20 protein-coding genes are annotated in these 21,160 nt (G+C 58.3%); 11 read left to right on the top strand and 9 right to left on the bottom strand.

Annotated elements, in window-relative coordinates; genetic code table 11:
• The first annotated feature begins 1 nt into the window (after position 1).
• The 9 genes from mrdA (at position 2) to ACQR3R_RS26350 (ending at position 9,491) form a co-directional block, all read left to right on the top strand.
• Positions 2 to 1,897, top strand: coding sequence for a penicillin-binding protein 2 (mrdA, locus tag ACQR3R_RS26310; RefSeq protein WP_428276880.1), 1,896 nt, complete (start codon positions 2 to 4; stop codon positions 1,895 to 1,897).
• A complete protein-coding gene (rodA, locus tag ACQR3R_RS26315; RefSeq protein ID WP_428276882.1) occupies positions 1,887 to 3,032 on the top strand; it encodes a rod shape-determining protein RodA in 1,146 nt (381 codons plus the stop codon). The genes mrdA and rodA overlap by 11 nt, the downstream gene beginning before the upstream one ends.
• 17 nt (positions 3,033 to 3,049) lie before the next feature.
• Positions 3,050 to 4,060 carry a lytic murein transglycosylase B gene (gene mltB / locus ACQR3R_RS26320; protein ID WP_428276884.1) on the top strand — a complete coding sequence of 337 codons (1,011 nt, stop codon included), beginning with the start codon at positions 3,050 to 3,052 and terminating at the stop codon, positions 4,058 to 4,060.
• A complete protein-coding gene (locus tag ACQR3R_RS26325; RefSeq protein ID WP_428276886.1) occupies positions 4,060 to 5,070 on the top strand; it encodes a septal ring lytic transglycosylase RlpA family protein in 1,011 nt (336 codons plus the stop codon). Before mltB ends, ACQR3R_RS26325 begins: the two co-directional genes overlap by 1 nt.
• 184 nt (positions 5,071 to 5,254) lie before the next feature.
• Positions 5,255 to 6,412 (top strand): serine hydrolase, encoded by a 1,158-nt coding sequence (locus tag ACQR3R_RS26330; RefSeq protein WP_428276888.1) that lies wholly within the window; start codon positions 5,255 to 5,257, stop codon positions 6,410 to 6,412.
• Positions 6,413 to 6,498: 86 nt separating this feature from the next.
• Positions 6,499 to 6,774 carry a DUF493 domain-containing protein gene (locus tag ACQR3R_RS26335; protein WP_003215438.1) on the top strand — a complete coding sequence of 92 codons (276 nt, stop codon included), beginning with the start codon at positions 6,499 to 6,501 and terminating at the stop codon, positions 6,772 to 6,774.
• Positions 6,774 to 7,421: a lipoyl(octanoyl) transferase LipB gene (gene lipB, locus ACQR3R_RS26340; RefSeq protein ID WP_428276890.1), complete on the top strand. Its 648-nt coding sequence runs from the start codon at positions 6,774 to 6,776 to the stop codon at positions 7,419 to 7,421. The genes ACQR3R_RS26335 and lipB overlap by 1 nt, the downstream gene beginning before the upstream one ends.
• Position 7,422: 1 nt before the next feature.
• A complete protein-coding gene (lipA, locus tag ACQR3R_RS26345; protein ID WP_007946663.1) occupies positions 7,423 to 8,445 on the top strand; it encodes a lipoyl synthase in 1,023 nt (340 codons plus the stop codon).
• 95 nt (positions 8,446 to 8,540) lie between these two features.
• Positions 8,541 to 9,491 (top strand): LD-carboxypeptidase, encoded by a 951-nt coding sequence (locus ACQR3R_RS26350; RefSeq protein WP_428276893.1) that lies wholly within the window; start codon positions 8,541 to 8,543, stop codon positions 9,489 to 9,491.
• Between the two features lie 39 nt (positions 9,492 to 9,530).
• Here ACQR3R_RS26350 and ACQR3R_RS26355 read toward each other — a convergent pair whose 3' ends face one another.
• The 5 genes from ACQR3R_RS26355 to leuS form a co-directional block, all read right to left on the bottom strand.
• Positions 9,531 to 10,853: a lytic murein transglycosylase gene (locus ACQR3R_RS26355; RefSeq protein ID WP_428276895.1), complete on the bottom strand. Its 1,323-nt coding sequence runs from the start codon at positions 10,851 to 10,853 to the stop codon at positions 9,531 to 9,533.
• 61 nt (positions 10,854 to 10,914) lie between these two features.
• Positions 10,915 to 11,079, bottom strand: coding sequence for an alternative ribosome rescue factor ArfA (gene arfA, locus ACQR3R_RS26360; RefSeq protein WP_008152840.1), 165 nt, complete (start codon positions 11,077 to 11,079; stop codon positions 10,915 to 10,917).
• Between the two features lie 95 nt (positions 11,080 to 11,174).
• Complete coding sequence (gene holA, locus ACQR3R_RS26365; protein ID WP_428276898.1) at positions 11,175 to 12,212, bottom strand: DNA polymerase III subunit delta; 1,038 nt, start codon at positions 12,210 to 12,212, stop codon at positions 11,175 to 11,177.
• Positions 12,213 to 12,251: 39 nt separating this feature from the next.
• Positions 12,252 to 12,857, bottom strand: a complete 606-nt coding sequence (gene lptE, locus ACQR3R_RS26370) for an LPS assembly lipoprotein LptE (RefSeq protein WP_428276900.1) — start codon at positions 12,855 to 12,857, stop codon at positions 12,252 to 12,254.
• An 87-nt stretch (positions 12,858 to 12,944) separates the two neighbouring features.
• Complete coding sequence (gene leuS / locus ACQR3R_RS26375; RefSeq protein WP_428276902.1) at positions 12,945 to 15,551, bottom strand: leucine--tRNA ligase; 2,607 nt, start codon at positions 15,549 to 15,551, stop codon at positions 12,945 to 12,947.
• 257 nt (positions 15,552 to 15,808) lie between these two features.
• On the opposite strand from leuS, the gene ACQR3R_RS26380 reads away from it, so the two are divergent.
• Both ACQR3R_RS26380 and ACQR3R_RS26385 read left to right on the top strand, forming a co-directional pair.
• Positions 15,809 to 16,129, top strand: a complete 321-nt coding sequence (locus tag ACQR3R_RS26380; protein ID WP_428276904.1) for a hypothetical protein — start codon at positions 15,809 to 15,811, stop codon at positions 16,127 to 16,129.
• 121 nt (positions 16,130 to 16,250) lie between these two features.
• Positions 16,251 to 17,012 carry an ElyC/SanA/YdcF family protein gene (locus ACQR3R_RS26385; protein WP_428276906.1) on the top strand — a complete coding sequence of 254 codons (762 nt, stop codon included), beginning with the start codon at positions 16,251 to 16,253 and terminating at the stop codon, positions 17,010 to 17,012.
• A 100-nt stretch (positions 17,013 to 17,112) separates the two neighbouring features.
• Here ACQR3R_RS26385 and lnt read toward each other — a convergent pair whose 3' ends face one another.
• Genes lnt through ACQR3R_RS26405 form a run of 4 tightly spaced genes read right to left on the bottom strand, consistent with a single transcriptional unit; the run spans position 17,113 to position 20,981 of the window.
• The gene (lnt, locus tag ACQR3R_RS26390; RefSeq protein ID WP_428276908.1) at positions 17,113 to 18,636 is read right to left on the bottom strand and encodes an apolipoprotein N-acyltransferase; all 1,524 of its coding nucleotides are present in this window, start codon (positions 18,634 to 18,636) and stop codon (positions 17,113 to 17,115) included.
• 8 nt (positions 18,637 to 18,644) lie between these two features.
• Positions 18,645 to 19,484 carry a transporter associated domain-containing protein gene (locus ACQR3R_RS26395; protein ID WP_428276910.1) on the bottom strand — a complete coding sequence of 280 codons (840 nt, stop codon included), beginning with the start codon at positions 19,482 to 19,484 and terminating at the stop codon, positions 18,645 to 18,647.
• Positions 19,485 to 19,489: 5 nt separating this feature from the next.
• Positions 19,490 to 19,984, bottom strand: coding sequence for an rRNA maturation RNase YbeY (gene ybeY / locus ACQR3R_RS26400; RefSeq protein ID WP_428276912.1), 495 nt, complete (start codon positions 19,982 to 19,984; stop codon positions 19,490 to 19,492).
• The gene (locus ACQR3R_RS26405) at positions 19,977 to 20,981 is read right to left on the bottom strand and encodes a PhoH family protein (RefSeq protein ID WP_428276914.1); all 1,005 of its coding nucleotides are present in this window, start codon (positions 20,979 to 20,981) and stop codon (positions 19,977 to 19,979) included. Before ACQR3R_RS26405 ends, ybeY begins: the two co-directional genes overlap by 8 nt.
• Between the last annotated feature and the right edge of the window lie 179 nt (positions 20,982 to 21,160).

The following is a 21,160-nucleotide window of genomic DNA, read 5'->3' on the forward strand; positions in this document are numbered from 1 at the left end:
CATGTCCCAGCCGATCCGCATCAAGGACCACGAAAAAGACGCCCGTCTGGTGCGTGGCCGCGTCGTGTTCGGGGCAATTGCGGTGGTGGTGCTGATTTGTGTGTTGATCGCGCGTCTGTATTTCCTGCAGGTGATCCAGTACGAGTATCACTCGACCCTGTCGGAAAATAACCGCGTTCATGTGCAGCCGATCCCGCCGACTCGAGGCCTGATCTTCGACCGCAATGGCGTGGTGGTGGCCGATAACCGGCCAAGCTTCAGCCTGAGCATGACCCGTGAGCGCTCCGGCGACTGGCAGCAAGTGCTCGACGTGATCATTGAAGTGCTTGAGCTGACGCCAGAAGACCGGGCGATTTTCGAGAAACGCATGAAGCAGGGGCGACGGCCGTTCGAGCCTGTGCCGATCCTGTTCGAGCTTAGCGAAGAGCAAATCGCCCGGATCGCGGTAAACCAGTTCCGCTTGCCGGGTGTGGAAGTGGTCGCGCAATTGGTGCGTCATTACCCTCAGGGCGCGCATTTTGCGCACTCGGTGGGTTACATGGGCCGCATCAACGAGAAAGAGCTGAAGTCGCTTGATCCGGTCAATTACAGCGGCACCCACCACATCGGCAAGACCGGCATCGAGCGTTTTTACGAGCCGGAGCTGCACGGGCAGGTGGGTTACGAGGAAGTCGAAACCAACGCTCGAGGCCGCGTATTGCGGGTGCTCAAGCGTACCGATCCGATTCCCGGCAAGGACATCGTCCTGAGCCTGGACATCAAATTGCAGGAAGCCGCCGAAGCGGCACTCGGCGGACGTCGTGGTGCGGTGGTGGCGCTGGACCCAAACACCGGTGAAGTACTGGCTATGGTCAGTCAGCCAAGTTTCGATCCCAACCTGTTCGTTACCGGCATCAGCTTCAAGGCTTACGCCGAACTGCGTGATTCCATCGACCGGCCGTTGTTTAACCGCGTGTTGCGCGGTTTGTACCCGCCAGGTTCGACCATCAAGCCTGCAGTCGCCATTGCCGGACTGGACTCGGGCGTGGTCACCGCATCCACCCGGGTTTTCGATCCGGGTTACTACATGCTGCCCAATTACGATCACAAATATCGTAACTGGAACCGCACTGGCGATGGTTACGTAGACCTGGACACCGCGATAATGCGATCCAACGACACCTACTTTTATGACCTGGCTCACAAGCTGGGGATTGATCGGTTGTCGACGTATCTGGGCAAGTTCGGCATTGGCCAGAAGGTCTCGCTGGACATGTTCGAAGAGTCTCCCGGGTTGATGCCGTCCCGTGAATGGAAGCGTGCTACCCGTCGCCAGGCCTGGTTCCCGGGCGAAACACTGATTCTTGGGATTGGTCAGGGCTACATGCAATCCACGCCGCTGCAATTGGCCCAAGCCACGGCGCTGGTGGCCAACAAAGGCGTTTGGAATCGTCCGCACCTGGCCAAGACTGTCGAAGGCGAGCGGCCGAAGGATGAAAATCCGATGCCGGACATCATCCTGCGTGACCCGTCCGACTGGACCAAGGTTAACCATGGCATGCAGCAAGTGATGCACGGCGCTCGCGGTACGGCGCGCAAGGCAGCTATCGGTGCGCAATTTCGCATTGCCGGTAAAAGCGGCACGGCGCAGGTGGTTGCGATCAAGCAAGGTGAGAAGTACGACCGCTCCAAGGTTCAGGAGCGTCACCGCGACCACGCGTTGTTCGTAGGATTTGCGCCAGCCGATAACCCGAAAATCGTGGTGTCGGTGATGGTCGAGAACGGCGAATCCGGTTCTGGCGTTGCGGCGCCTGTAGTACGTCAAATCATGGACGCCTGGCTCCTGGATCAGGACGGTCGTCTGAAAGCCGAGTACGCCAGCCCTATCAGTGCGGAGGCTACGGCCCGTGAAGAGTAATTTCGATCGCATCCTTTCCAGCGAGGATGTGATGCGTCGCCGCGCGACGCTGTTGCAACGCATGCACATCGACGGCCCGCTGTTGATTTTGCTGCTGACCCTCGCTGCCGGCAGTTTGTTTGTGCTGTATTCGGCCAGTGGCAAGAGTTGGGACCTGCTGGCCAAACAAGCCACCTCGTTTGGCATCGGCCTGGTGTCGATGGTCGTCATCGCCCAGTTCGAACCGCGCTTCATGGCGCGTTGGGTGCCGGTGGGTTACGTGCTGGGTGTGCTGTTGCTGGTGGTGGTTGACGTCATGGGCCACAACGCCATGGGCGCGACACGCTGGATCAACATTCCCGGGGTCATCCGTTTCCAGCCTTCGGAATTCATGAAGATCCTGATGCCAGCCACCATCGCCTGGTATTTGTCCAAACGCACGTTGCCGCCGCAACTCAAGCATGTGGGCGTCAGCCTGTTCCTGATTGGGTTGCCCTTCATCCTTATTGTGCGTCAGCCTGACCTCGGCACTTCGTTGCTGATTCTCGCGGGCGGCGCGTTTGTATTGTTCATGGGTGGGCTGCGCTGGCGCTGGATCCTCAGCGTGCTGGCTGCTGCGGTGCCAGTGGCCATAGCGATGTGGTTTTTCATCATGCACGACTACCAGAAGCAGCGAATCCTGACGTTCCTTGACCCAGAGAGCGATCCGCTCGGCACTGGCTGGAACATCATTCAGTCCAAAGCAGCCATTGGTTCTGGTGGCGTATTCGGCAAGGGCTGGCTGCTGGGTACCCAGTCGCACCTGGACTTCCTGCCGGAAAGCCACACCGACTTCATTATTGCGGTACTGGGCGAAGAATTCGGCCTGGTGGGTATTTGTGCGCTGCTGTTGATTTACCTGTTATTGATCGGTCGTGGGTTGGTGATTACCGCTCAGGCCCAGACATTGTTCGGTAAATTGCTCGCGGGCAGCCTGACCATGACGTTTTTTGTTTACGTTTTCGTCAACATCGGTATGGTCAGTGGCCTGTTACCGGTTGTAGGGGTGCCATTGCCGTTCATTAGCTATGGAGGAACTTCGCTGGTGACGCTGCTGTCAGCGTTTGGGGTTTTGATGTCGATCCATACCCATCGTAAGTGGATCGCACAGGTTTGAATAAGGTGAAGATTTCAATGCAAGTAATGCGTGGCTGGGCGACTCGATACGCGCCGTGGGTCGGCCTGGTAAGCATCCTTGGCACAATGCAGGAAGCATTGGCCGGCGATTACGAAGGCTCACCGCAAGTGGCCGAATTCGTCGGTGAAATGACCCGCGACTACGGTTTCGCCGGTGAGCAACTGATGGCTGTGTTCCGCGAGGCCGAGCGCAAGCAGTCGATTCTGGACGCTATCTCGAAACCCGCAGAACGGGTCAAGCAATGGAGCGAATACCGCCCGATGTTCATCAGCGATGCGCGCATCGCTCGCGGTGTGGACTTCTGGCGCCAGCATGAAGCCGTACTGGCCCGTGCCGAGCAGGAATATGGTGTGCCGGCCCAAGTGATCGTATCGATCATCGGCGTTGAGACCTTTTTCGGGCGCAATACAGGTAATTATCGGGTGATCGACGCACTGTCGACGCTCGGTTTCGACTATCCTCCGCGAGCTGAATTCTTCCGCAAGGAATTGCGAGAGTTTTTGCTGCTGGCACGTGAGGAGCAGGTCGACCCGTTGACCCTTAAAGGGTCATATGCGGGTGCCATGGGCTTGCCGCAGTTCATGCCCAGCAGTTTTCGGGCATATGCCGTGGATTTTGACGGTGATGGCCACATCAATATCTGGACCAACCCGGACGATGCCATCGGCAGCGTTGCCAGTTATTTCAAGCGTCATGGTTGGGTTGCCGGTGAACCCGTGGTTAGCCGGGCAGACGTTCGTGGCGATCAGGTCGACGAAGGTTTGACCACCGGCATCGAGCCGACGAAAACCGTCGGGGAGTTGCGGGCGTTGGGCTGGTCGAGTCATGATGCGCTGCGCGATGATATGCCGGTCACCGCTTTCCGCCTGGAAGGTGACAATGGCCCCGAATACTGGATGGGCTTGAAGAATTTTTACGCAATCACGCGTTATAACCGCAGCGTGATGTACGCCATGGCGGTACATCAACTGTCTGAACAGCTGGTACAAGCACGGGGCGTCAAGTAATGCGGGCATTGCCTATTAGTAAACCCCTGAAGCTCATGGCTTTCGCCGCGTTGGCGGTGTTGGTCGCCAGTTGTTCGACCAGCCGCGCGCCGTCGCAAAAGTCGTCGACTGCCGTTCGGTCCACGCCGGGGCTGGACATCAACCGTGCGCATAAAGATGGCGCGCCGTGGTGGGACGTCGATGTATCGCGTATTCCTGATGCCACGCCGACCTTGCACACAGGTCCTTATAAAGCCAACCCGTACACTGTGCTCGGCAAGACTTACTTCCCGTTGCAGGACTCCAAGACCTACGTCGCCTCCGGCACGGCGTCGTGGTATGGGACCAAGTTTCACGGTCAGAACACAGCCAATGGCGAGGTCTACGACCTGTATGGCATGAGCGCCGCCCACAAGACATTGCCACTGCCAAGTTACGTTCGGGTGACTAACCTGGACAATAACAAGAGCGTGATATTGCGAGTTAACGATCGCGGACCGTTCTACTCGGATCGTATTATCGATTTGTCTTACGCCGCAGCCAAAAAGCTCGGTTACGCCGAAATCGGTACGGCCCGGGTCAAGGTGGAAGGTATCGATCCGCAAACGTGGTGGGCTGCCAAGGGCCGTCCGGCGCCTCTGATGCTCAATGAGCCTCAAGTAGCGCAAAATACCGCGCCGACCATTACCGCGTCGGCGGGGACGGTCGAGCAATGGACGCCACCGCCACAGCAGCACGCCTCTGACACGGTACCAGTGCCGATCAGTGCAAAAAAAAACGCTTCTGTACCAGCCTCTGGCCAGTATCTGCAGGTGGGCGCGTTCGCCAACCCGGACGCTGCAGAGCTCCTGAGATCGAAGCTCAGCGGGATGGTGAGCGCTCCGGTGTTCATCAGCTCGATCGTGCGCAACCAACAGACACTGCATCGGGTTCGCCTGGGGCCAATCGGTTCGCAGGGTGAAATCCAGCAAGTGCAAAATAGTGTGCGAATGGCCAATCTCGGTTCGCCGAGCCTGGTCACTGCCGAGTAATACGTAGTACTTGATTGACGGTTCGCTTGCGATTTGGGGGGTGGACCTTGTTGTTGGCTCGTGAAGAACAAAAGCCCGGAAAGGGTGACAGAGTGAGCAACTGAACACGCGATGGCCCGTTAGAAGGCTGTCTGAATAGTTTTGCCCTCAGGGGTAAGTTTCCATTAGCGATTTCGAGAGACGGATGAACATCACCACCTTTGCCAAACGCCTGTGCCTGCTAGTCCCGCTGCTCATCTCGCCAGCCGCTTTCGCGGTCGAGATGATGCCGTCGCCACCACAACTGGCCGCTAAATCCTATGTGCTCATGGACGCCAGCAGCGGCAACGTGCTGGTAGAGAACAACGGTGATCAGCGTCTGCCTCCCGCCAGTCTGACCAAGCTGATGACCGCGTACATCGCGACCCTGGAAATTCGTCGTGGCCAGATCGGCGAGAACGATCCGGTAACCGTCAGCGAGAACGCCTGGCGCACCGGCGGTTCACGGATGTTCATCAAGGTCGGCTCGCAGGTAACGGTCAGCGATCTGCTGCACGGCATCATCATTCAGTCGGGTAACGACGCCAGCGTTGCGCTTTCCGAGCACATCGCCGGTAGCGAAGACGCGTTCGCCGACATGATGAACAAGACTGCCGGCGACCTGGGCATGACCAACAGCCACTTCATGAACCCGACCGGGTTGCCAAACCCTGAGCACTATTCGACCGCTCATGACATGGCAATCCTGGCTCGCGCTATCATCCACGAAGACCCGGCTCACTACGCGATCTATTCGCAGAAAGAGTTCTTCTGGAATGGCATCAAGCAACCTAACCGCAACTTGCTGCTGTGGCGCGACAAGACAGTTGATGGTCTGAAAACCGGTCATACCGAAGAAGCAGGCTACTGCATGGTGTCTTCGGCAGTACGTGACGGCATGCGCCTGATTGCCGTGGTGTTCGGTACTAACAGTGAAGTAGCCCGTGCGTCGGAAACCCAGAAGCTGCTGACATATGGCTTCCGCTTCTTCGAAACACAGACCTTCTATCAGAAAGGCGCCGAGTTGGCTCAGGCTCCTGTCTGGAAAGGCACCACCAATCAAGTCAAGGCCGGCCTGGCTGACGACCTGACCATGACCCTGCCGAAGGGCCAGCTGAAAAAGCTCGCCGCCAGCATGACCATGAACCCACAATTGGTTGCGCCAATCGCCAAGGGCGATGTGATCGGTAAAGTTGAAGTGAAGCTGGACGACAAAGTCGTTCACAGTGCTGATCTGATCGCTCTGGACGCGGTTGACGAGGGTGGTATCTTCCGTCGCATGTGGGATAGCATCCGTCTATTCTTCTACGGCTTGTTCAACTGATTTAGTGTGGACCTGCATGGCCCTGTTTCCATTCGGAGCGGGGCTATGTTCGTTGCCACGGCTTACGCATACGAGGCCGTTACGCCATGACAGACACAGAAGTAAAGGCGCCAAAGATCGAATTCCCCAACGTTGATTACCCGGTTAAGGTGATCAGCGATACCGGTGTAGGCAACAAAGACAAGATCATCGAAATCGTCAAGAAACACGCGACCATCAATCATGATCGCGTGGACGAGCGCCAAAGCACCAACGGCAAATACACCACGATTCAGTTGCACATTGTCGCCACCGATCAGGATCAGCTGTACAACATCAACAGCGAACTGCGGGCCACCGGCTTCGTGCACATGGTGCTGTGATGCCTGGCACGCTCGGCTTTCGCGAGCTCGGCCAGATGGCTTATGAGCCTGTCTGGCATGCCATGCAGCGCTTCACCAACGAACGCGGCAGTGATGCCGCAGACGAGATCTGGCTGGTCGAGCACCTTCCGGTGTTCACCCAGGGCCAGGCCGGCAAAGCCGAGCACTTGCTGCTGCCGGGGGACATCCCTGTGGTGCAGGTTGATCGCGGTGGTCAGGTGACTTATCACGGCCCCGGCCAGTTGGTGGCCTACCTGATGCTCGACGTACGCAAGCTTGGGTTCGGCGTGCGTGACCTGGTCACTCGCATGGAGCATTGCCTGATCGAGTTGATGGCAAGCTACGGTGTGACAGCTGCCGCCAAACCGGATGCCCCAGGCGTTTACGTAGACGGGGCGAAAATCGCTTCTTTGGGTCTGCGGATCCGCCACGGTTGTTCCTTTCATGGCCTGGCCTTGAACGTGGACATGAACCTGGAACCGTTTCGACGGATTAATCCCTGCGGCTATGCCGGGCTGGCGATGACCCAGCTAAGCGATCATGCAGGATCGATTGAATTTGCCGAGGTAAGTGCCCGGCTGCGCGCGCAGCTCGTCAAACACCTCGACTATGCTGAGCAGACGACCCTAACGGGCGGAATCGACTGATATGACTACTGATGCAGTGCAAACCATGATCCCGACGCTGGATGTCACCGAGCGCCCGGCCCCGCGTGCGAAGGTTGAAGCCGGCGTCAAGCTGCGCGGCGCCGAGAAGGTTGCACGCATCCCGGTAAAGATCATTCCGACCACCGAACTGCCAAAGAAACCCGACTGGATTCGCGTGCGTATCCCGGTTTCCCCGGAAGTCGACCGTATCAAGGCCCTGCTGCGCAAACACAAGTTGCACAGCGTCTGCGAAGAAGCGTCCTGCCCGAACCTGGGCGAGTGCTTCTCCGGCGGCACCGCGACCTTCATGATCATGGGTGACATTTGCACCCGTCGTTGCCCGTTCTGTGATGTTGGCCACGGTCGTCCGAAACCACTCGACGTCAACGAACCAGAAAGCCTGGCCATTGCCATTGCCGATCTGAAACTGAAGTACGTCGTGATCACTTCTGTTGACCGCGACGACTTGCGTGACGGCGGTGCCCAGCACTTTGCCGACTGCATCCGAGAGATCCGCAAGCTGTCGCCAAATGTGCAACTCGAAACACTGGTCCCCGACTACCGTGGACGTATGGACGTTGCATTGGAAATTACGGCAGCCGAGCCGCCGGATGTGTTCAACCACAACCTTGAGACCGTACCGCGCCTGTACAAAGCCGCGCGTCCGGGTTCGGATTACCAGTGGTCGTTGACACTGCTGCAACGCTTCAAGCAGATGATGCCGCACATTCCTACCAAGTCCGGCCTGATGCTCGGTTTGGGCGAAACCGACGAAGAAGTCATCGAAGTCATGAAGCGCATGCGCGAGCACGACATCGACATGCTGACACTCGGCCAGTACCTGCAGCCTTCGCGCAGCCACTTGCCGGTACAACGTTTCGTGCACCCGGACACCTTCGCCTGGTTCGCTGAGGAAGGCTACAAGATGGGCTTCAAGAACGTTGCTTCCGGCCCGCTGGTACGGTCCTCGTATCACGCCGATGAGCAGGCGAAGCTGGTAAAAGCCGAATTGATGTCGTCCTGATCCAAAAAGCCCGCAGGTACCTCACCCTGCGGGTTTTTTACGCCCCCGTTCCTGACTACTGTGTGCTTGACGTTTTCGCGCAGGGAGATTCATGGATGACCGTTAGACCCACCCATACCCTTATGCCTCACGCTGCGGTGCCGGCCCTGCCATCTGAAGGGCTGATCGGCGTGATCGCACCTGCCGGCCCGGCAGCACTGGATACCGAAAAGGCGCGTACCTGGATGCGTGCTCGCGGTTATTCGCTGAAAATTTTCCCCGGCGTGTTCAAGAAAGATGGCTACCTGGCGGGTAGCGACGACGTACGACTGGATGACTTGCACGCGGCGTTTGCCGATACCGAGGTCGATGCGATCATTTGTTTGCGTGGCGGCTACGGCACACCGCGGTTGCTTGATCGAATCGATTTCGAACTGCTGCGAAACAACGCCAAGCCGTTCATTGGCTACAGCGACATCACGGCCCTGCACGTGGCTATCAGCCGCTATGCCGGTTTCGTAACCTTTCATGGGCCACTGCTTAACGCCGATTTGCTGGGTGTTCGGCAGGCACCGACTGAGTCTTCGTTCTTCAATATGCTCAGAGGCCAGTTACAAGCTGGTAGCGTGCTGGCTCATCCGGCGGCTCACCCGTTGACCACCGTTGAGTCTGGTGTGGCTCACGGGCGTTTGCTGGGTGGCAATCTTTCAATGATCGCCGCCACCATGGGTACGCCTTACGAACTCGATGCCGAGGGCGTCATCCTGTTTATCGAGGACGTTAACGAGCCGCTGTATCGTATAGACCGATTGCTGACGCATCTGCGATTGGCTGGAACGCTGGGCAAGTTGCGCGGGGTTCTGGTGGGCGATGTGGCTGGCGTCGATACGGCAGCCTTGGAGCGCTTGCTCAAGCAGACCTTTGAATCGTTGCATATTCCGGTGCTGACGGGGTGGCGCAGTGGACACTGTGACCCCAACCTGACGTTGCCGATGGGCGCGCTGGTGCGTCTGGACGCGGGGAACAAGCAGCTGGTGCTGGAGCAGGACGTAGTGCTCAGAGGCTAATAGCCTCGCTCCCGCAGGAACGAGGCGTGCTCGCGAGCTTCAGCGGTTACGCAGGCCTTCCAGCAGTTTGTGCGTCGGATACCCATCCGCTGGCCAGCCAAAAGACTGTTGCGCGGTGCGAATCGCCTTGCGCGTATTGGCGCCGATGATTCCATCGGGCGTGCCGGCATCGTAGTTCTGGGCGCTTAACAAACTTTGCAGTTCGATCCTTTCGGTACGGGTCAAAGGCAAGTCATCTTTGGGCCACGTGCCGCTGATCAAGCCGCCGCCACTGAAGCGCTCGGACAGCAAACCCACGGCCAGAGCGTAGGACGACGAGTTGTTGTACTTGAGAATCGCGCGGAAGTTATCGAGGACCAGGAACGCCGGGCCACGGTAACCCGCCGGCAGCAAGAGAGCGGCTGACAGGTGTTCAGAGCCGGCGGGGACCGATACGCCGACAGGCAGGGATACGCCCAACTGCAACCATTCGGCAACACTCTTGCGAAGGGTACCGTCGGCCAACACATAGTTGAAGCTGCCGGGTAATTGCACTTCGAAGCCCCAAGGCTGGCCTTTTTGCCAGCCCGAGCTTTGCAGGTAGTGCGCGGTCGAGGCCAATGCATCGGCAGGACTGCCCCAGATGTCGCGGCGACCGTCGCCATCGAAGTCCACTGCATGGGTGTTGTAGGTGGTCGGGATGAACTGGGTCTGGCCCATTGCGCCAGCCCAGGAACCGAGCATTTTTTCGGGTTCGATATCACCCTGTTGCAGAATCTGCAGCGCAGCGATCAATTGCGCATGAGCAAAGCCCGGGCGCCGCCCTTCATAAGCCAAGGTGGCCAGAGAGTTGATAACCGACTTGCTGCCCTGGAACTGGCCGAAATTGCTCTCCATGCCCCACACCGATACCAGCGCCTGACGGTCGACGCCATAACGCTGTTCGATGCTTTGCAGAATGTCGGCGTACTGGCTCAGCAACGCCTGACCCTTGCGCACCCGCAGGGGCGACAGCGCACCGTCAAGGTATTCCCACACCGGGCGCGAGAACTCCGGTTGGCTGCGGTCGGCGCGGATCACGCTGGGATCTAGGCTGACATTGGCGAATGCGCGATCAAATACATCGGCGCGAATGCCCGCGGCCAATGCATCTTTGCGAAAACCCGCCTGCCATTCAGCAAAGGTCTGTGTCGGCTGGATGTCGAGGTTCTCACCAGTGGGCACCACGGGCGCAATCACGGCAGGAGCGGTAGATACGGGAGCGGTCTGAAGCGGTTGAGCGTCCGCAGCGGTTGGTTTTTCCGCGCAGGCGACAAGCAGAATAAGGCTGGAGGCAGCAATCACTTGGCGCAGGTGCCAACGACGGGAAATACAAAGGGGCATGCACGGGTCCAGGGAATACGAATCAGATGCAGACCTTAACATGTCGAAGGGGTGTTCTGCTTTAAGCAGCCAGAAAGTAAGAAGCCTCCCAGCTATTAGACTGGAAGGCTTCGCGGCGGTAGCTGCCTTTGCCCTTGCCGGCGGGTTCTTGGCGGCTGCGGAACAGTGGCTGGGCGATGATGGATTTGGCTTTGTTCGGGCCATTTTTTGATGGCTTTTTGCTCATGATCAAGTCTCTCAGTCGAGTGGGTTTTGCGCGGGGAATAATCTGCCGAAGTTGGGGTTCTGTCTAGACCCGGCATTGTGTAGGAAGTTTCGCTGTTACTCGGCAGGCAACGACAACCTTTGCCCCGCCATCAACAACGACAACCGACTCAAACTCATCCACGGTGAACCCGCTGCCTGACCTTTGATTTGTGCGTCGATACGTTGTGCTTCCAGCAATAACTGCGCCCAACGTTGTGCGGAATAACGTTGCAGGGCTTTGCTCATCAAGGGTTTGCGTTTGTCCCAGACCGGTGGCCGGGCAGAACTGAACGCTTTATCCAATGGCACGCCCTGGCTGTATTGCAACGAGAGGTTGGCCAACAGACGCAGTTCCCGGGCCAGGGCCCAGAGGATGACCGGCGGCTCGACACCTTCACCGCGCAATCCCTCGAGCATGCGTAAAGCATGGGCTGCTTCACCGTTGAGGATCGCATCGGTCAGGCCAAAAACATCGAAACGTGCGCTGTCAGCAACTGCCGCCTGCACGGTTTCAACGGTGATCTGGCCGCTGTCGGCCATCAGTTTGAGCTTTTCTATTTCCTGGGCGGCAGCCAGCAGGTTGCCCTCGACCCGCGCAGCAATCAGTTCGACAGCGTCCTGGCTGGCAGAAAGCCCAGCCTGGGACAGGCGTTGGCGAATCCAGCTTGGTAACTGGTTGGCATCCACTGGCCAGATTTGTACGAACTGGGTCTGTGCGCCCTCGACCAGCGCCTTGCCCCACTTGGTTTTTTGCGCGCTGCCATCGAGCTTGGGCAAGCTGATCAGCAGCACCGTGTCTTCGGCGGGCCGCGAGCAGTACTCGATGAATGCGGCGGCGCCTTTGTCGCCGGGCTTGCCCGAAGGCAGGCGCAGTTCCAGAAGACGCTTTTCAGCAAACAACGACATGCTCGCACCGGCCTGCAGCAGCGTTCCCCAGTCGAAACTGGCGTCGGCGGCGAAGACCTGGCGCTCATCGAAACCCTGTTGACGGGCGGCGGCACGAATCGCATCAGCGGCTTCCTGACACAGCAACGGATCATCGCCACTGATGATATAGACAGGGGCGAGGGCACCTTGCAGGTGTTTGGCGAGTTGCGCGGGGGCGAGTTTCATAAGTGAGGGCGAGCGGGGCGCTTTGGCGCCCCGCAAGTCTTATTGCTGCGGAATTTCAATGGGCGACTGGCGCGGAGTTTCGGCTTCAGCCTTCTGCGCTGCTTTCAATGCGTCGGCTTCGGCCTTGGCACGATCATTCGCTTGCTGCTGCAACTCTTCCAGTTGAGCCGGGGTGAGTTGTTGCAGGCGCAGCATCATGCGTTGAATCAGCTCACGACGGGTTTCTGCGCGGGCAGTTGAAGCTTCCTGATCGGAGCCCACGAGGTTGTTGCCGTCGTGGATGAAGATTTTCTGCACTTCGAGCTTATCGGTAATCAGGGACGAATCACGTTCGCCGCGAATGTCGTAGCTCAGCACCGTGGTCACCTGGTACTCACCTGTACGGCCAGCACCTGCGTAACTGAGGATGCGCTGGCTTTCCTGCTCATCGGTCAGCACCAGTTTGTACGGCGCACCCGAGTAAACCTTGACGCCGCTGCCTTCCAGCACCTGACGCAATTGCGTCACGGTTTCGCCGTAGGCGTTGCGCGCGCTCAGGTCGAGCTCCTTGATCGCCAGTTCGTTGGTGCCGGTGCCGCGTAGCTGGAAACCGCAGGCGCTCAACAGAACTGCGAGGCCCATCACCAGCAAATTGCGTTTGATCATCTTGTTGCTCCCCTTGAAACCATGTGGGCCGATCGTGCGGCCCGAAAGGTTTTACTCGGCGCCAGGCTCACCCGGCGCCTGATCCAATTAGCTGGCGACGATATTGACCAGTTTCCCGGGCACTACAATCACTTTTCGAATAGTCAGGCCGTCGACAAAGCGCAGCACGTTTTCATTGGCCCGAGCGGCGGCTTCAACGTCTTCGCGGGTGGCGCTGGCCGGCATTTCGATGTGCCCGCGCAGCTTGCCGTTAACCTGAATAACCAGTTGCAGGTTGTCTTGCACCAGAGCGCTCTCGTCCAGCACCGGCCAGCCAGCGTCGATCACCGGGTCGGCGTGACCCAGGCGATTCCACAGGTCGTGGCTGATGTGCGGCGTGATCGGAGCCAGCAGCAAGGTGACCGTTTCCAGGCCTTCGTGAATCAATGCGCGATCCTGTTCGGTGCCTTGCGGGGCTTTTTCCAGCACGTTCATCAGTGTCATCACCTGGGCGATGGCCGTGTTGAATTTGTGGTGCTGGCCGACATCCTGGCTGGCTTGTCTGATGGCCAGGTGGGTGCTGCGGCGAATAGTCTTCTGCTCATCGCTCAGGCTTGCTACGTCAAGTTTGCCTGGCAAACCCTGGCTTACATGGGCGTGCGCCAGGCGCCAGACGCGCTTGAGGAAGCGATGCGAACCTTCAACGCCGGAGTCGGACCATTCCGCGCTCATGTCAGGCGGTGATGCAAACATCATGAACAGGCGGCAGGTGTCTGCGCCGAACTGGTCGATCATCGACTGTGGGTCGACACCATTGTTCTTGGACTTGGCCATCTTCTCGGTGCCGCCGATTTCAACCGGCAGGCCGTCTGCGATGAGCTTGGCGCTGATGACCTTGGCCTTGCTGTCACGCACGAGCTCGACGTCCGCCGGATTGAACCAGGTGTAAGCACCGTTGGCTTCGCGACGATAGTACGTCTCGGCGATCACCATGCCTTGGGTCAGCAGGTTCTTGAACGGCTCGTTGGAGCTCACCAAGCCTTCGTCACGCATCAGCTTGTGGAAGAAGCGCGCGTAGAGCAGGTGAAGAATCGCGTGTTCGATGCCGCCGATGTATTGATCCACCGGCAACCAATGATCGGCCGCCGATTTTTCCACCAGGCCGCCTTCGTAGTGCGGTGAGGCGTAACGGGCGTAATACCACGACGACTCGACGAAAGTGTCCATGGTGTCGGTTTCGCGTTTGGCCGGTGCGCCGCATTTAGGGCAACTGCACTCGTAGAACTCGGGCATGCGCGCCAGCGGTGAACCTGCGCCATCGGGCACGACGTCTTCCGGCAACACCACGGGCAGTTGATCTTCCGGTACCGGCACATCGCCGCAGGCATCGCAGTGAATGATCGGGATCGGGCAACCCCAGTAGCGCTGACGACTGATGCCCCAGTCACGCAGGCGGAACTGGGTGCGCGAAGCACCGAGGTTCTTCTTGATCAGGGCAACTTCCATGGCATCGAAAGCGCCTTCGAAGTCGAGGCCGTCGAACTCGCCGGAGTTGATCAGCGTGCCGTGCTCGTTGTAAGCGTCCTGCCATGGCGTGGGATTGGTGTCGCCTGCGCTGGTGCGCACCACGGATTTGATTGGCAGGTTGTACTTGGTGGCGAACTCGAAATCGCGCTCGTCGTGCGCCGGGACAGCCATTACCGCGCCGTCGCCGTAATGCATCAGTACGTAGTTGGCGACCCACACCGGGAGCTTTTCACCGGTCAGCGGGTGCTCGACGAACAACGGCGTTGGCAGGCCTTTTTTCTCTTGAGTGGCGACGTCGGCTTCAGCGACGCTGCCGCCCTTGCATTCAGCGATGAACGCCTGCAGCTCAGGATTGTTTTGTGCAGCCAAGGCAGCCAGTGGATGTTCCGCAGCTACGGCGACGTAGGTCGCACCCATCAGGGTGTCCGGGCGTGTGGTGAAGACTTTCAGTACGCCGGCTTCGCCGATGGAGTCCACGTTGTACGGGAACTGCACTTCCATGCCGCGTGACTTGCCGATCCAGTTGCGCTGCATGGTCTTGACCTGTTCAGGCCAGCCCGGCAGGTCGTCGAGGCTCGACAGCAGCTCATCCGCGTACGCGGTGATCTTGAAGTAGTACATCGGGATTTCGCGCTTTTCGATCAGCGCGCCGGAGCGCCAGCCGCGGCCGTCGATCACTTGCTCGTTGGCCAGTACGGTCTGGTCGACCGGGTCCCAGTTCACGGTGCCGTTTTTACGGTAGATCACGCCTTTTTCGAACAGGCGAGTGAACAGCCATTGTTCCCAGCGGTAGTAATCGGGTTTGCAGGTGGTGATTTCGCGGGACCAATCCACTGCAAGACCCAAACTGCGCAGCTGGGTTTTCATGTAGGCAATGTTTTCGTAGGTCCATTTGGCGGGCGCTACGTTGTTCTTCATCGCGGCGTTTTCTGCCGGCATGCCGAAGGCGTCCCAACCCATGGGTTGCAGGACGTTCTTGCCCAGCATGCGCTGGTAGCGGGAGATCACGTCGCCGATGGTGTAGTTGCGCACATGCCCCATGTGTAGCTTGCCGCTGGGGTAAGGGAACATCGATAGGCAATAGAAAGTCTCCTTGCCTGGCTGTTCACTTACTTCAAAGGACTTTTGCTCATCCCAGAACGACTGGGCGGCGGCTTCGATTTCACGGGGCTGATATTGTTCGTGCATGGCTACTTTTGAACTGAATAGGGGTGGCCTAATCCTCTTCGGTGCGACGCTGGACGGTGATCACGCCAAATCGGCGTTTCGCTGTCCAGACGAGCTGGAAGTGGAGTTACAGGAAGCGCCGTAGCATACATGACGGCACTCTACCGAGGGAAACCCTGATTGCGCGCCGAGGGCCGTTGGTCGCAGCGCTCAGCCGGTTTGTTGATGGAAGCTAAGCTCTAAATGGGGAGTGAGTCTTATCTTCAATGAGGTGAGGGATGGTCGAGTCACGGCAAAAAGTCACAAAACCGGAGCTGTACGAAAGACTGATAGATCGTCTGGGCATGGCCCTGGACGCTGCAAAAACCGCTGACCGGCTGCGCGATGAGCGCCCCATGGAACTGGAACTGCGTGGCTTGAGCCCCGCAGAGTTCGCGCTGGTAAAAGCCTATCTGGACCGCAGTGAACGTGAAACACAGGGATGTTTGTCGCAAGCAGTGATGCAACTCGACACGCCACGTTCGGCCAAGATTATCTGGCTCAAGGACAAGGAACCCGGCAGGGATACGGTCAAGGTTCGTTCTTTGCAATTCAAGTAAGGGCACCTGGGCAATTGTCAGGTTTTTCGAAACAATAGTTCCAGGCAAGCATAGCCTTCTCACATTAGTTGTCGCATTGCATCAAGCCACTTAGGCTTCGAGCATCTTCTGGAGATGCTCGATGCCTTTTCGATATTTCGTGAAACAACTTCTTTTGCCTCCCGGCATTCTTCTGCTGTTGCTGGCGCTTGCCTGGTGGCTGCGCCGCACACGGCCGCGTCTTGCGGGGTTGTGCTTCGCCATAGGGCTGGGTGGGTTTTGGCTGATGAGCCTGCCTGTCGTCGTGCAATGGAGCGCCCATATGCTTGAGCGTGAACCACCCTTGGCCCTCGACGAATGGGCAACATTGAGTCAGCGCGCAGATGCGATCGTGGTATTAGGCTCGGGCCGCGAACGCGGCGATCTCGCCTGGGGTGCTGATCAGCCGACCGGCGTGGGGCTGGAGCGTGAGCGCTATGCGGCACGGTTGGCCAAGGCGTCAGGTTTGCCAATCTTGACCAGCGGCGGTTTGCATTACGGCACGCCGCCCAGCGAAGCGCAGTTGATGGCCGATTCAATGCGTGATGATTTTGGCGTCACCGTGCGGTGGCAGGAAGGCCGTAGCCGCACAACCTGGGAGAACGCCCAGTTCAGCGCGCAAGCGTTATTGCCGGAAGGCGTCAAACGTGTGGTGGTAGTCACTCAAGCCTGGCATATGCCGAGAGCGGTCTGGAGTTTCCGGCAGGCAGGATTTGAAGTGGTGCCGGCGCCCGTCGGGTTTCTGGGCGTAGACAATGCGCGACCGCTGGGCGGCTGGATGCCGGAATTCAAATCAATCTGGCAGAGCGGGCAGTTGTTGAATGAAGCGGTGGGGCAGATCGGGTACTTGATGTTTTACCGATAACCTGTGGCGAGGGGGTTTATCCCCGTTGGACTGTGCGGCAGGCCCATTTTCGGTCTGCTGCTTAGCCCAACGGAGATAAATCCACGAAAGCCCGCCAGTATCAGACAGTCTTGGCCATCCGGCTGGCGATCAATGCCCAGCCAAACAACAGCAAGCAAACAATGGTCAGCGGCCATGAGCGCCATTCAAGATAAGGCGTGAGGTTGTGCATTGGCACCACTTCGCCATAAAGAATGCCCCGCTCAAATTGCGGAATCTGGGCGGTGATCTGACCGAAGGGATTGATCAAGCCGCTGACACCATTGTTGGTCGCACGGATCATCCAGCGGCCGGCTTCAAGTGCGCGCATCTGGGCCATCTGCAGGTGCTGCAACGGGCCGATCGAGGTGCCGAACCAGGTGTCGTTGCTGATGGTCAACAGCAAATCGCTGCGCGCCGAGAGGCTGGCGGCGAAATCCGGGTACACCACTTCATAGCAAATGAACGGTGCAATCTGATAGCCCTTGGCTTGCAGCAGCGGTTGATCGGCAGGGCCGCGCGCAAAGTCAGACATCGGCAGGTCGAAGAACGCAATCAGTCCGCGCAGTAAATCCTGCAACGGCACGTATTCGCCAAACGGCACCAGTTTTTGTTTCAGGTAAGTACCATCGCCTTCGCCGACGACAGTTATGCCGTTGAAAAAGCGTTTTTCATGGCGCACTTCCTGGCGAATCGGTACGCCGGTAATCAGCGCAGATTTACGTTCTGCGGCGAAGTTGCCCATCATGGTCAGGTAGCCCTCGGCGGACTCCTTGAGCACTGGCACTGCGGTTTCTGGCCAGATCAACAGGTCGGCCCGCTTGGAGCTGAAGCTCATGTCTCGGTACAGCGCCAGTTGTGCGTTCAACTGCGCCGGGTCCCACTTCATGCTCTGTTCGACATTGCCCTGAATGGCTGCGACAGTCAGCGGTGCGCCCGATGGGCTGGTCCATGCATGCTCCTTGAGCGCCATGCCGGCGATCCAGGGGCCGGCCAGCAATACAGCACCCGCAGCGACAAAGCCTTTACGCCTCGTACGTACCAGTCGCAAAGCGTTGTAGATAAGCGCTGCCGTCAAAGCGAGGGTGAAGGAGATCAGCCACATGCCGCCGACGGGAGCGAGTCCGGCCAGTGGCCCATTGAGCTGGCTGTAACCGGAATAAAGCCAGGGAAAACCGGTGAGGAACCAGCCGCGAAATGCTTCTTGTCCGACCCATAACGCGGCAAATGCCAAGGCGTCGGCCAATGGCGCTTCATTGCGGCGCAACCAGCGTGCCCAGAGCCAGGCGGGCAGCGCGAAAAACCAGGCAATGGCCGCAGTGAAGGCCAGCATCAATAAGCCGGCCAACAGTACAGAAGCGCCGCCAAAGTGGTGAATGCTGTAGTAGATCCAACTGGTGCCTGCGCCGAACAGGCCGAACCCGAAACACCAGCCACGTCCCATCGCCTGGCGAGGACTTAACTCACGCAAACCGGCGTAGAAGAAACCAACCGCCAGCAGTGCCAGCGGCCAGATATCAAACGGCGCCAATGCAAGGGTGGTGAGTGCACCGGCCGCCACGGCCAGCAGGTTACCGGGCCAGCCGGGGGCGGTCAGACGAAGCATTTCAATCCTTAGCGGGCAATTGGAGTCAGGCGCAGCAAATGAATCCGACGGCTGTCGGCGTTCAGGATGCGGAAGCGATAAGGGCCGATTTCAGTGATTTCATTGCGTTTTGGCAGGTGCCCGAACGCGCTCATCACCAAGCCGCCGACAGTGTCGAACTCGTCGTCGGAAAATTCGCTGTCGAAAAACTCATTGAAGTTTTCGATCGGCGTCAGCGCCTTGATCAGAAAGTCACCGCTAGGCAGCGGCTTGATGTAGCTGTCTTCTTCGACGTCATGCTCGTCTTCGATGTCGCCGACGATTTGTTCAAGCACGTCCTCAATCGTGACCAGCCCCGCAACACCACCGTATTCATCGATGACGATGGCCATGTGGTTGTGATTGGCGCGAAATTCACGCAACAACACATTCAGGCGCTTGGACTCCGGCACGAAAGTGGCCGGGCGCAGCAGGTCCTTGATGTTGAAGCTGTCGCCGTTCTCCTTGAGGATCAACGGCAGCAAGTCCTTGGCCAGCAACACGCCCATCACGTCATCGTGGCTTTCGCCGACAACCGGGTAGCGCGAGTGGGCCGAGTCGACCACGGCCGGCAAAAACTCACGAGGTGTCTGGGTCGCCTTGATGCTGATCATCTGCGAGCGCGGAACCATGATGTCCCGTACTTGCAGGTCTGCAACCTGAATAGCGCCTTCGACGATGGCCAGCGCTTCGCTGTCCAGTAACTTGTTTTGGTGTGCATCGCGCAGCAGCTCAAGCAGCTCCTGGCGGTTCTTCGGCTCGTGGGCAAAAGCCTGGGTGAGCTTACCCAGCCATGACTTCTGCCCGTTGCTCGATCGATCTTCGCTCATAGCGATTACTCTGAATCCTTTGTTGTAACGATAGGGGATGTTTCTAATTCGTCGTCCGCGTACGGATCGGGATAGCCCAGCTCTGCAAGCAACGTTCGTTCCAGTGCTTCCATTTCTTCAGCTTCGTCGTCATCTATATGGTCGTAACCAAGCAGATGCAAGCAGCCGTGAATAACCAGATGCGCCCAATGCGCCTTGAGTTCCTTGCCTTGCTCTGCTGCTTCGCGCTCGACCACCGCCACACAAATCACCAGATCGCCCAGCAACGGGATATCCAGGAACTCGTCAGGCACGTCGGCAGGAAACGACAGCACGTTGGTTGCGTAGTCTTTTTGTCGCCAAGTGCGGTTCAGCTCGCGGCCTTCTGCCTCGTCGACCAAGCGAATGGTCATCTCGGAGTCGGCGGTTCGCTGGCGCAGGGCCAGTTCGCACCATTGGCGGAACTCGGCTTCGTCTGGGCTGGACGCTTCGGTTGCCCGTTGCAGATCAAGCTCAAGCATCGCGGCGGCTATCCTTTGGCGCTTCGTCTGCCACGCGATTTTCGAAACGCTCGTAGGCTTCGACGATGCGTTGCACCAGCGGATGGCGCACAACGTCTTTGGGCTTGAAGTGGGTGAAGCTGATGCCCGGGACGTCTTTGAGCACTTCGATCACATGATGCAGGCCCGACTTGGTGCCTTTTGGCAGGTCGACCTGGGTTATGTCACCGGTGATGACCGCCGTAGAGCCGAAACCGATTCGGGTCAGGAACATCTTCATCTGCTCGACGGTAGTGTTCTGGCTTTCATCGAGAATAATGAAGCTGTTATTGAGCGTACGCCCGCGCATGTAGGCCAGTGGCGCCACTTCGATAACCTGGCGTTCGATCAGCTTGGCGACATACTCGAAACCGAGCATTTCGTAGAGCGCGTCATAAAGCGGACGCAAGTACGGATCGATTTTCTGTGACAGGTCACCGGGCAGGAAGCCGAGTTTTTCACCCGCTTCAACTGCCGGGCGCACCAGCAGGATGCGGCGAATCTGTTCGCGCTCCAGCGCGTCTACCGCGCAGGCAACGGCCAGATAGGTCTTGCCGGTACCGGCCGGGCCGATGCCGAAATTGATGTCGTTGCCGAGAATTTCCTTCACGTAGCGCAGTTGATTCAAGCCGCGAGGGCGAATCATGCCTTTCTTGGTGCGCAACGCTACGGAGGGTTCGCCTGGCGAAATGTTGTCCATCTCTTCGACGGCCGACTCCTGCAGGAACAGGTGAACCGTATCCGGCGACAGCTCTGAACCTTTGGTTTCCCGGTACAGGCGGCGGATCAGGTTTTCCGCGGAAGTGGTGTGCTTGGGTTCGCCGATCAGTTCGAACTGGTTTCCGCGATTGCGGATCTCGATGGTCAGGCGCTGTTCGATCAAGCGTAAATGCTCGTCGAATTGCCCGCACAGATTGGCGAAGCGGCGAGCCTCAAAGGGCTCGAGGATAAAACGATGTGGTTCGATGGGTGCGTTCAAGGTCGTATTTAGCCGCCCTGGGGCAATTAAGATGAAATCAAGGATAACGCCAGTGACGCGGGTGCGAAAGCTCTTAAATGGAAGCCAAAATTTGACGCTTTAACTGTGGCGAGGGGATTCATACCCGCTGGGCTGCGTAGCAGTCCTGTTTTTTGGGGCTGCTACGCAGCCCAGCGGGG

This window comes from Gordonia sp. IEGM753 (genome assembly GCF_050321825.1).
Taxonomy (GTDB): Bacteria; Pseudomonadota; Gammaproteobacteria; order Pseudomonadales; family Pseudomonadaceae; genus Aquipseudomonas.

What these genes read in the sequence shown, in the direction of transcription:
- mrdA (WP_428276880.1), top strand. Translation starts at nt 2, where the DNA reads ATGTCCCAGCCGATCCGCATCAAGGACCACGAAAAAGACGCCCGTCTG.
- mltB (WP_428276884.1), top strand. Translation starts at nt 3,050, where the DNA reads ATGCAAGTAATGCGTGGCTGGGCGACTCGATACGCGCCGTGGGTCGGC.
- ACQR3R_RS26325 (WP_428276886.1), top strand. Translation starts at nt 4,060, where the DNA reads ATGCGGGCATTGCCTATTAGTAAACCCCTGAAGCTCATGGCTTTCGCC.
- ACQR3R_RS26330 (WP_428276888.1), top strand. Translation starts at nt 5,255, where the DNA reads ATGAACATCACCACCTTTGCCAAACGCCTGTGCCTGCTAGTCCCGCTG.
- ACQR3R_RS26335 (WP_003215438.1), top strand. Translation starts at nt 6,499, where the DNA reads ATGACAGACACAGAAGTAAAGGCGCCAAAGATCGAATTCCCCAACGTT.
- lipB (WP_428276890.1), top strand. Translation starts at nt 6,774, where the DNA reads ATGCCTGGCACGCTCGGCTTTCGCGAGCTCGGCCAGATGGCTTATGAG.
- lipA (WP_007946663.1), top strand. Translation starts at nt 7,423, where the DNA reads ATGACTACTGATGCAGTGCAAACCATGATCCCGACGCTGGATGTCACC.
- ACQR3R_RS26350 (WP_428276893.1), top strand. Translation starts at nt 8,541, where the DNA reads ATGACCGTTAGACCCACCCATACCCTTATGCCTCACGCTGCGGTGCCG.
- ACQR3R_RS26355 (WP_428276895.1), bottom strand. Translation starts at nt 10,853, where the DNA reads ATGCCCCTTTGTATTTCCCGTCGTTGGCACCTGCGCCAAGTGATTGCT.
- arfA (WP_008152840.1), bottom strand. Translation starts at nt 11,079, where the DNA reads ATGAGCAAAAAGCCATCAAAAAATGGCCCGAACAAAGCCAAATCCATC.
- holA (WP_428276898.1), bottom strand. Translation starts at nt 12,212, where the DNA reads ATGAAACTCGCCCCCGCGCAACTCGCCAAACACCTGCAAGGTGCCCTC.
- lptE (WP_428276900.1), bottom strand. Translation starts at nt 12,857, where the DNA reads ATGATCAAACGCAATTTGCTGGTGATGGGCCTCGCAGTTCTGTTGAGC.
- leuS (WP_428276902.1), bottom strand. Translation starts at nt 15,551, where the DNA reads ATGCACGAACAATATCAGCCCCGTGAAATCGAAGCCGCCGCCCAGTCG.
- ACQR3R_RS26380 (WP_428276904.1), top strand. Translation starts at nt 15,809, where the DNA reads ATGGTCGAGTCACGGCAAAAAGTCACAAAACCGGAGCTGTACGAAAGA.
- ACQR3R_RS26385 (WP_428276906.1), top strand. Translation starts at nt 16,251, where the DNA reads ATGCCTTTTCGATATTTCGTGAAACAACTTCTTTTGCCTCCCGGCATT.
- lnt (WP_428276908.1), bottom strand. Translation starts at nt 18,636, where the DNA reads ATGCTTCGTCTGACCGCCCCCGGCTGGCCCGGTAACCTGCTGGCCGTG.
- ACQR3R_RS26395 (WP_428276910.1), bottom strand. Translation starts at nt 19,484, where the DNA reads ATGAGCGAAGATCGATCGAGCAACGGGCAGAAGTCATGGCTGGGTAAG.
- ybeY (WP_428276912.1), bottom strand. Translation starts at nt 19,984, where the DNA reads ATGCTTGAGCTTGATCTGCAACGGGCAACCGAAGCGTCCAGCCCAGAC.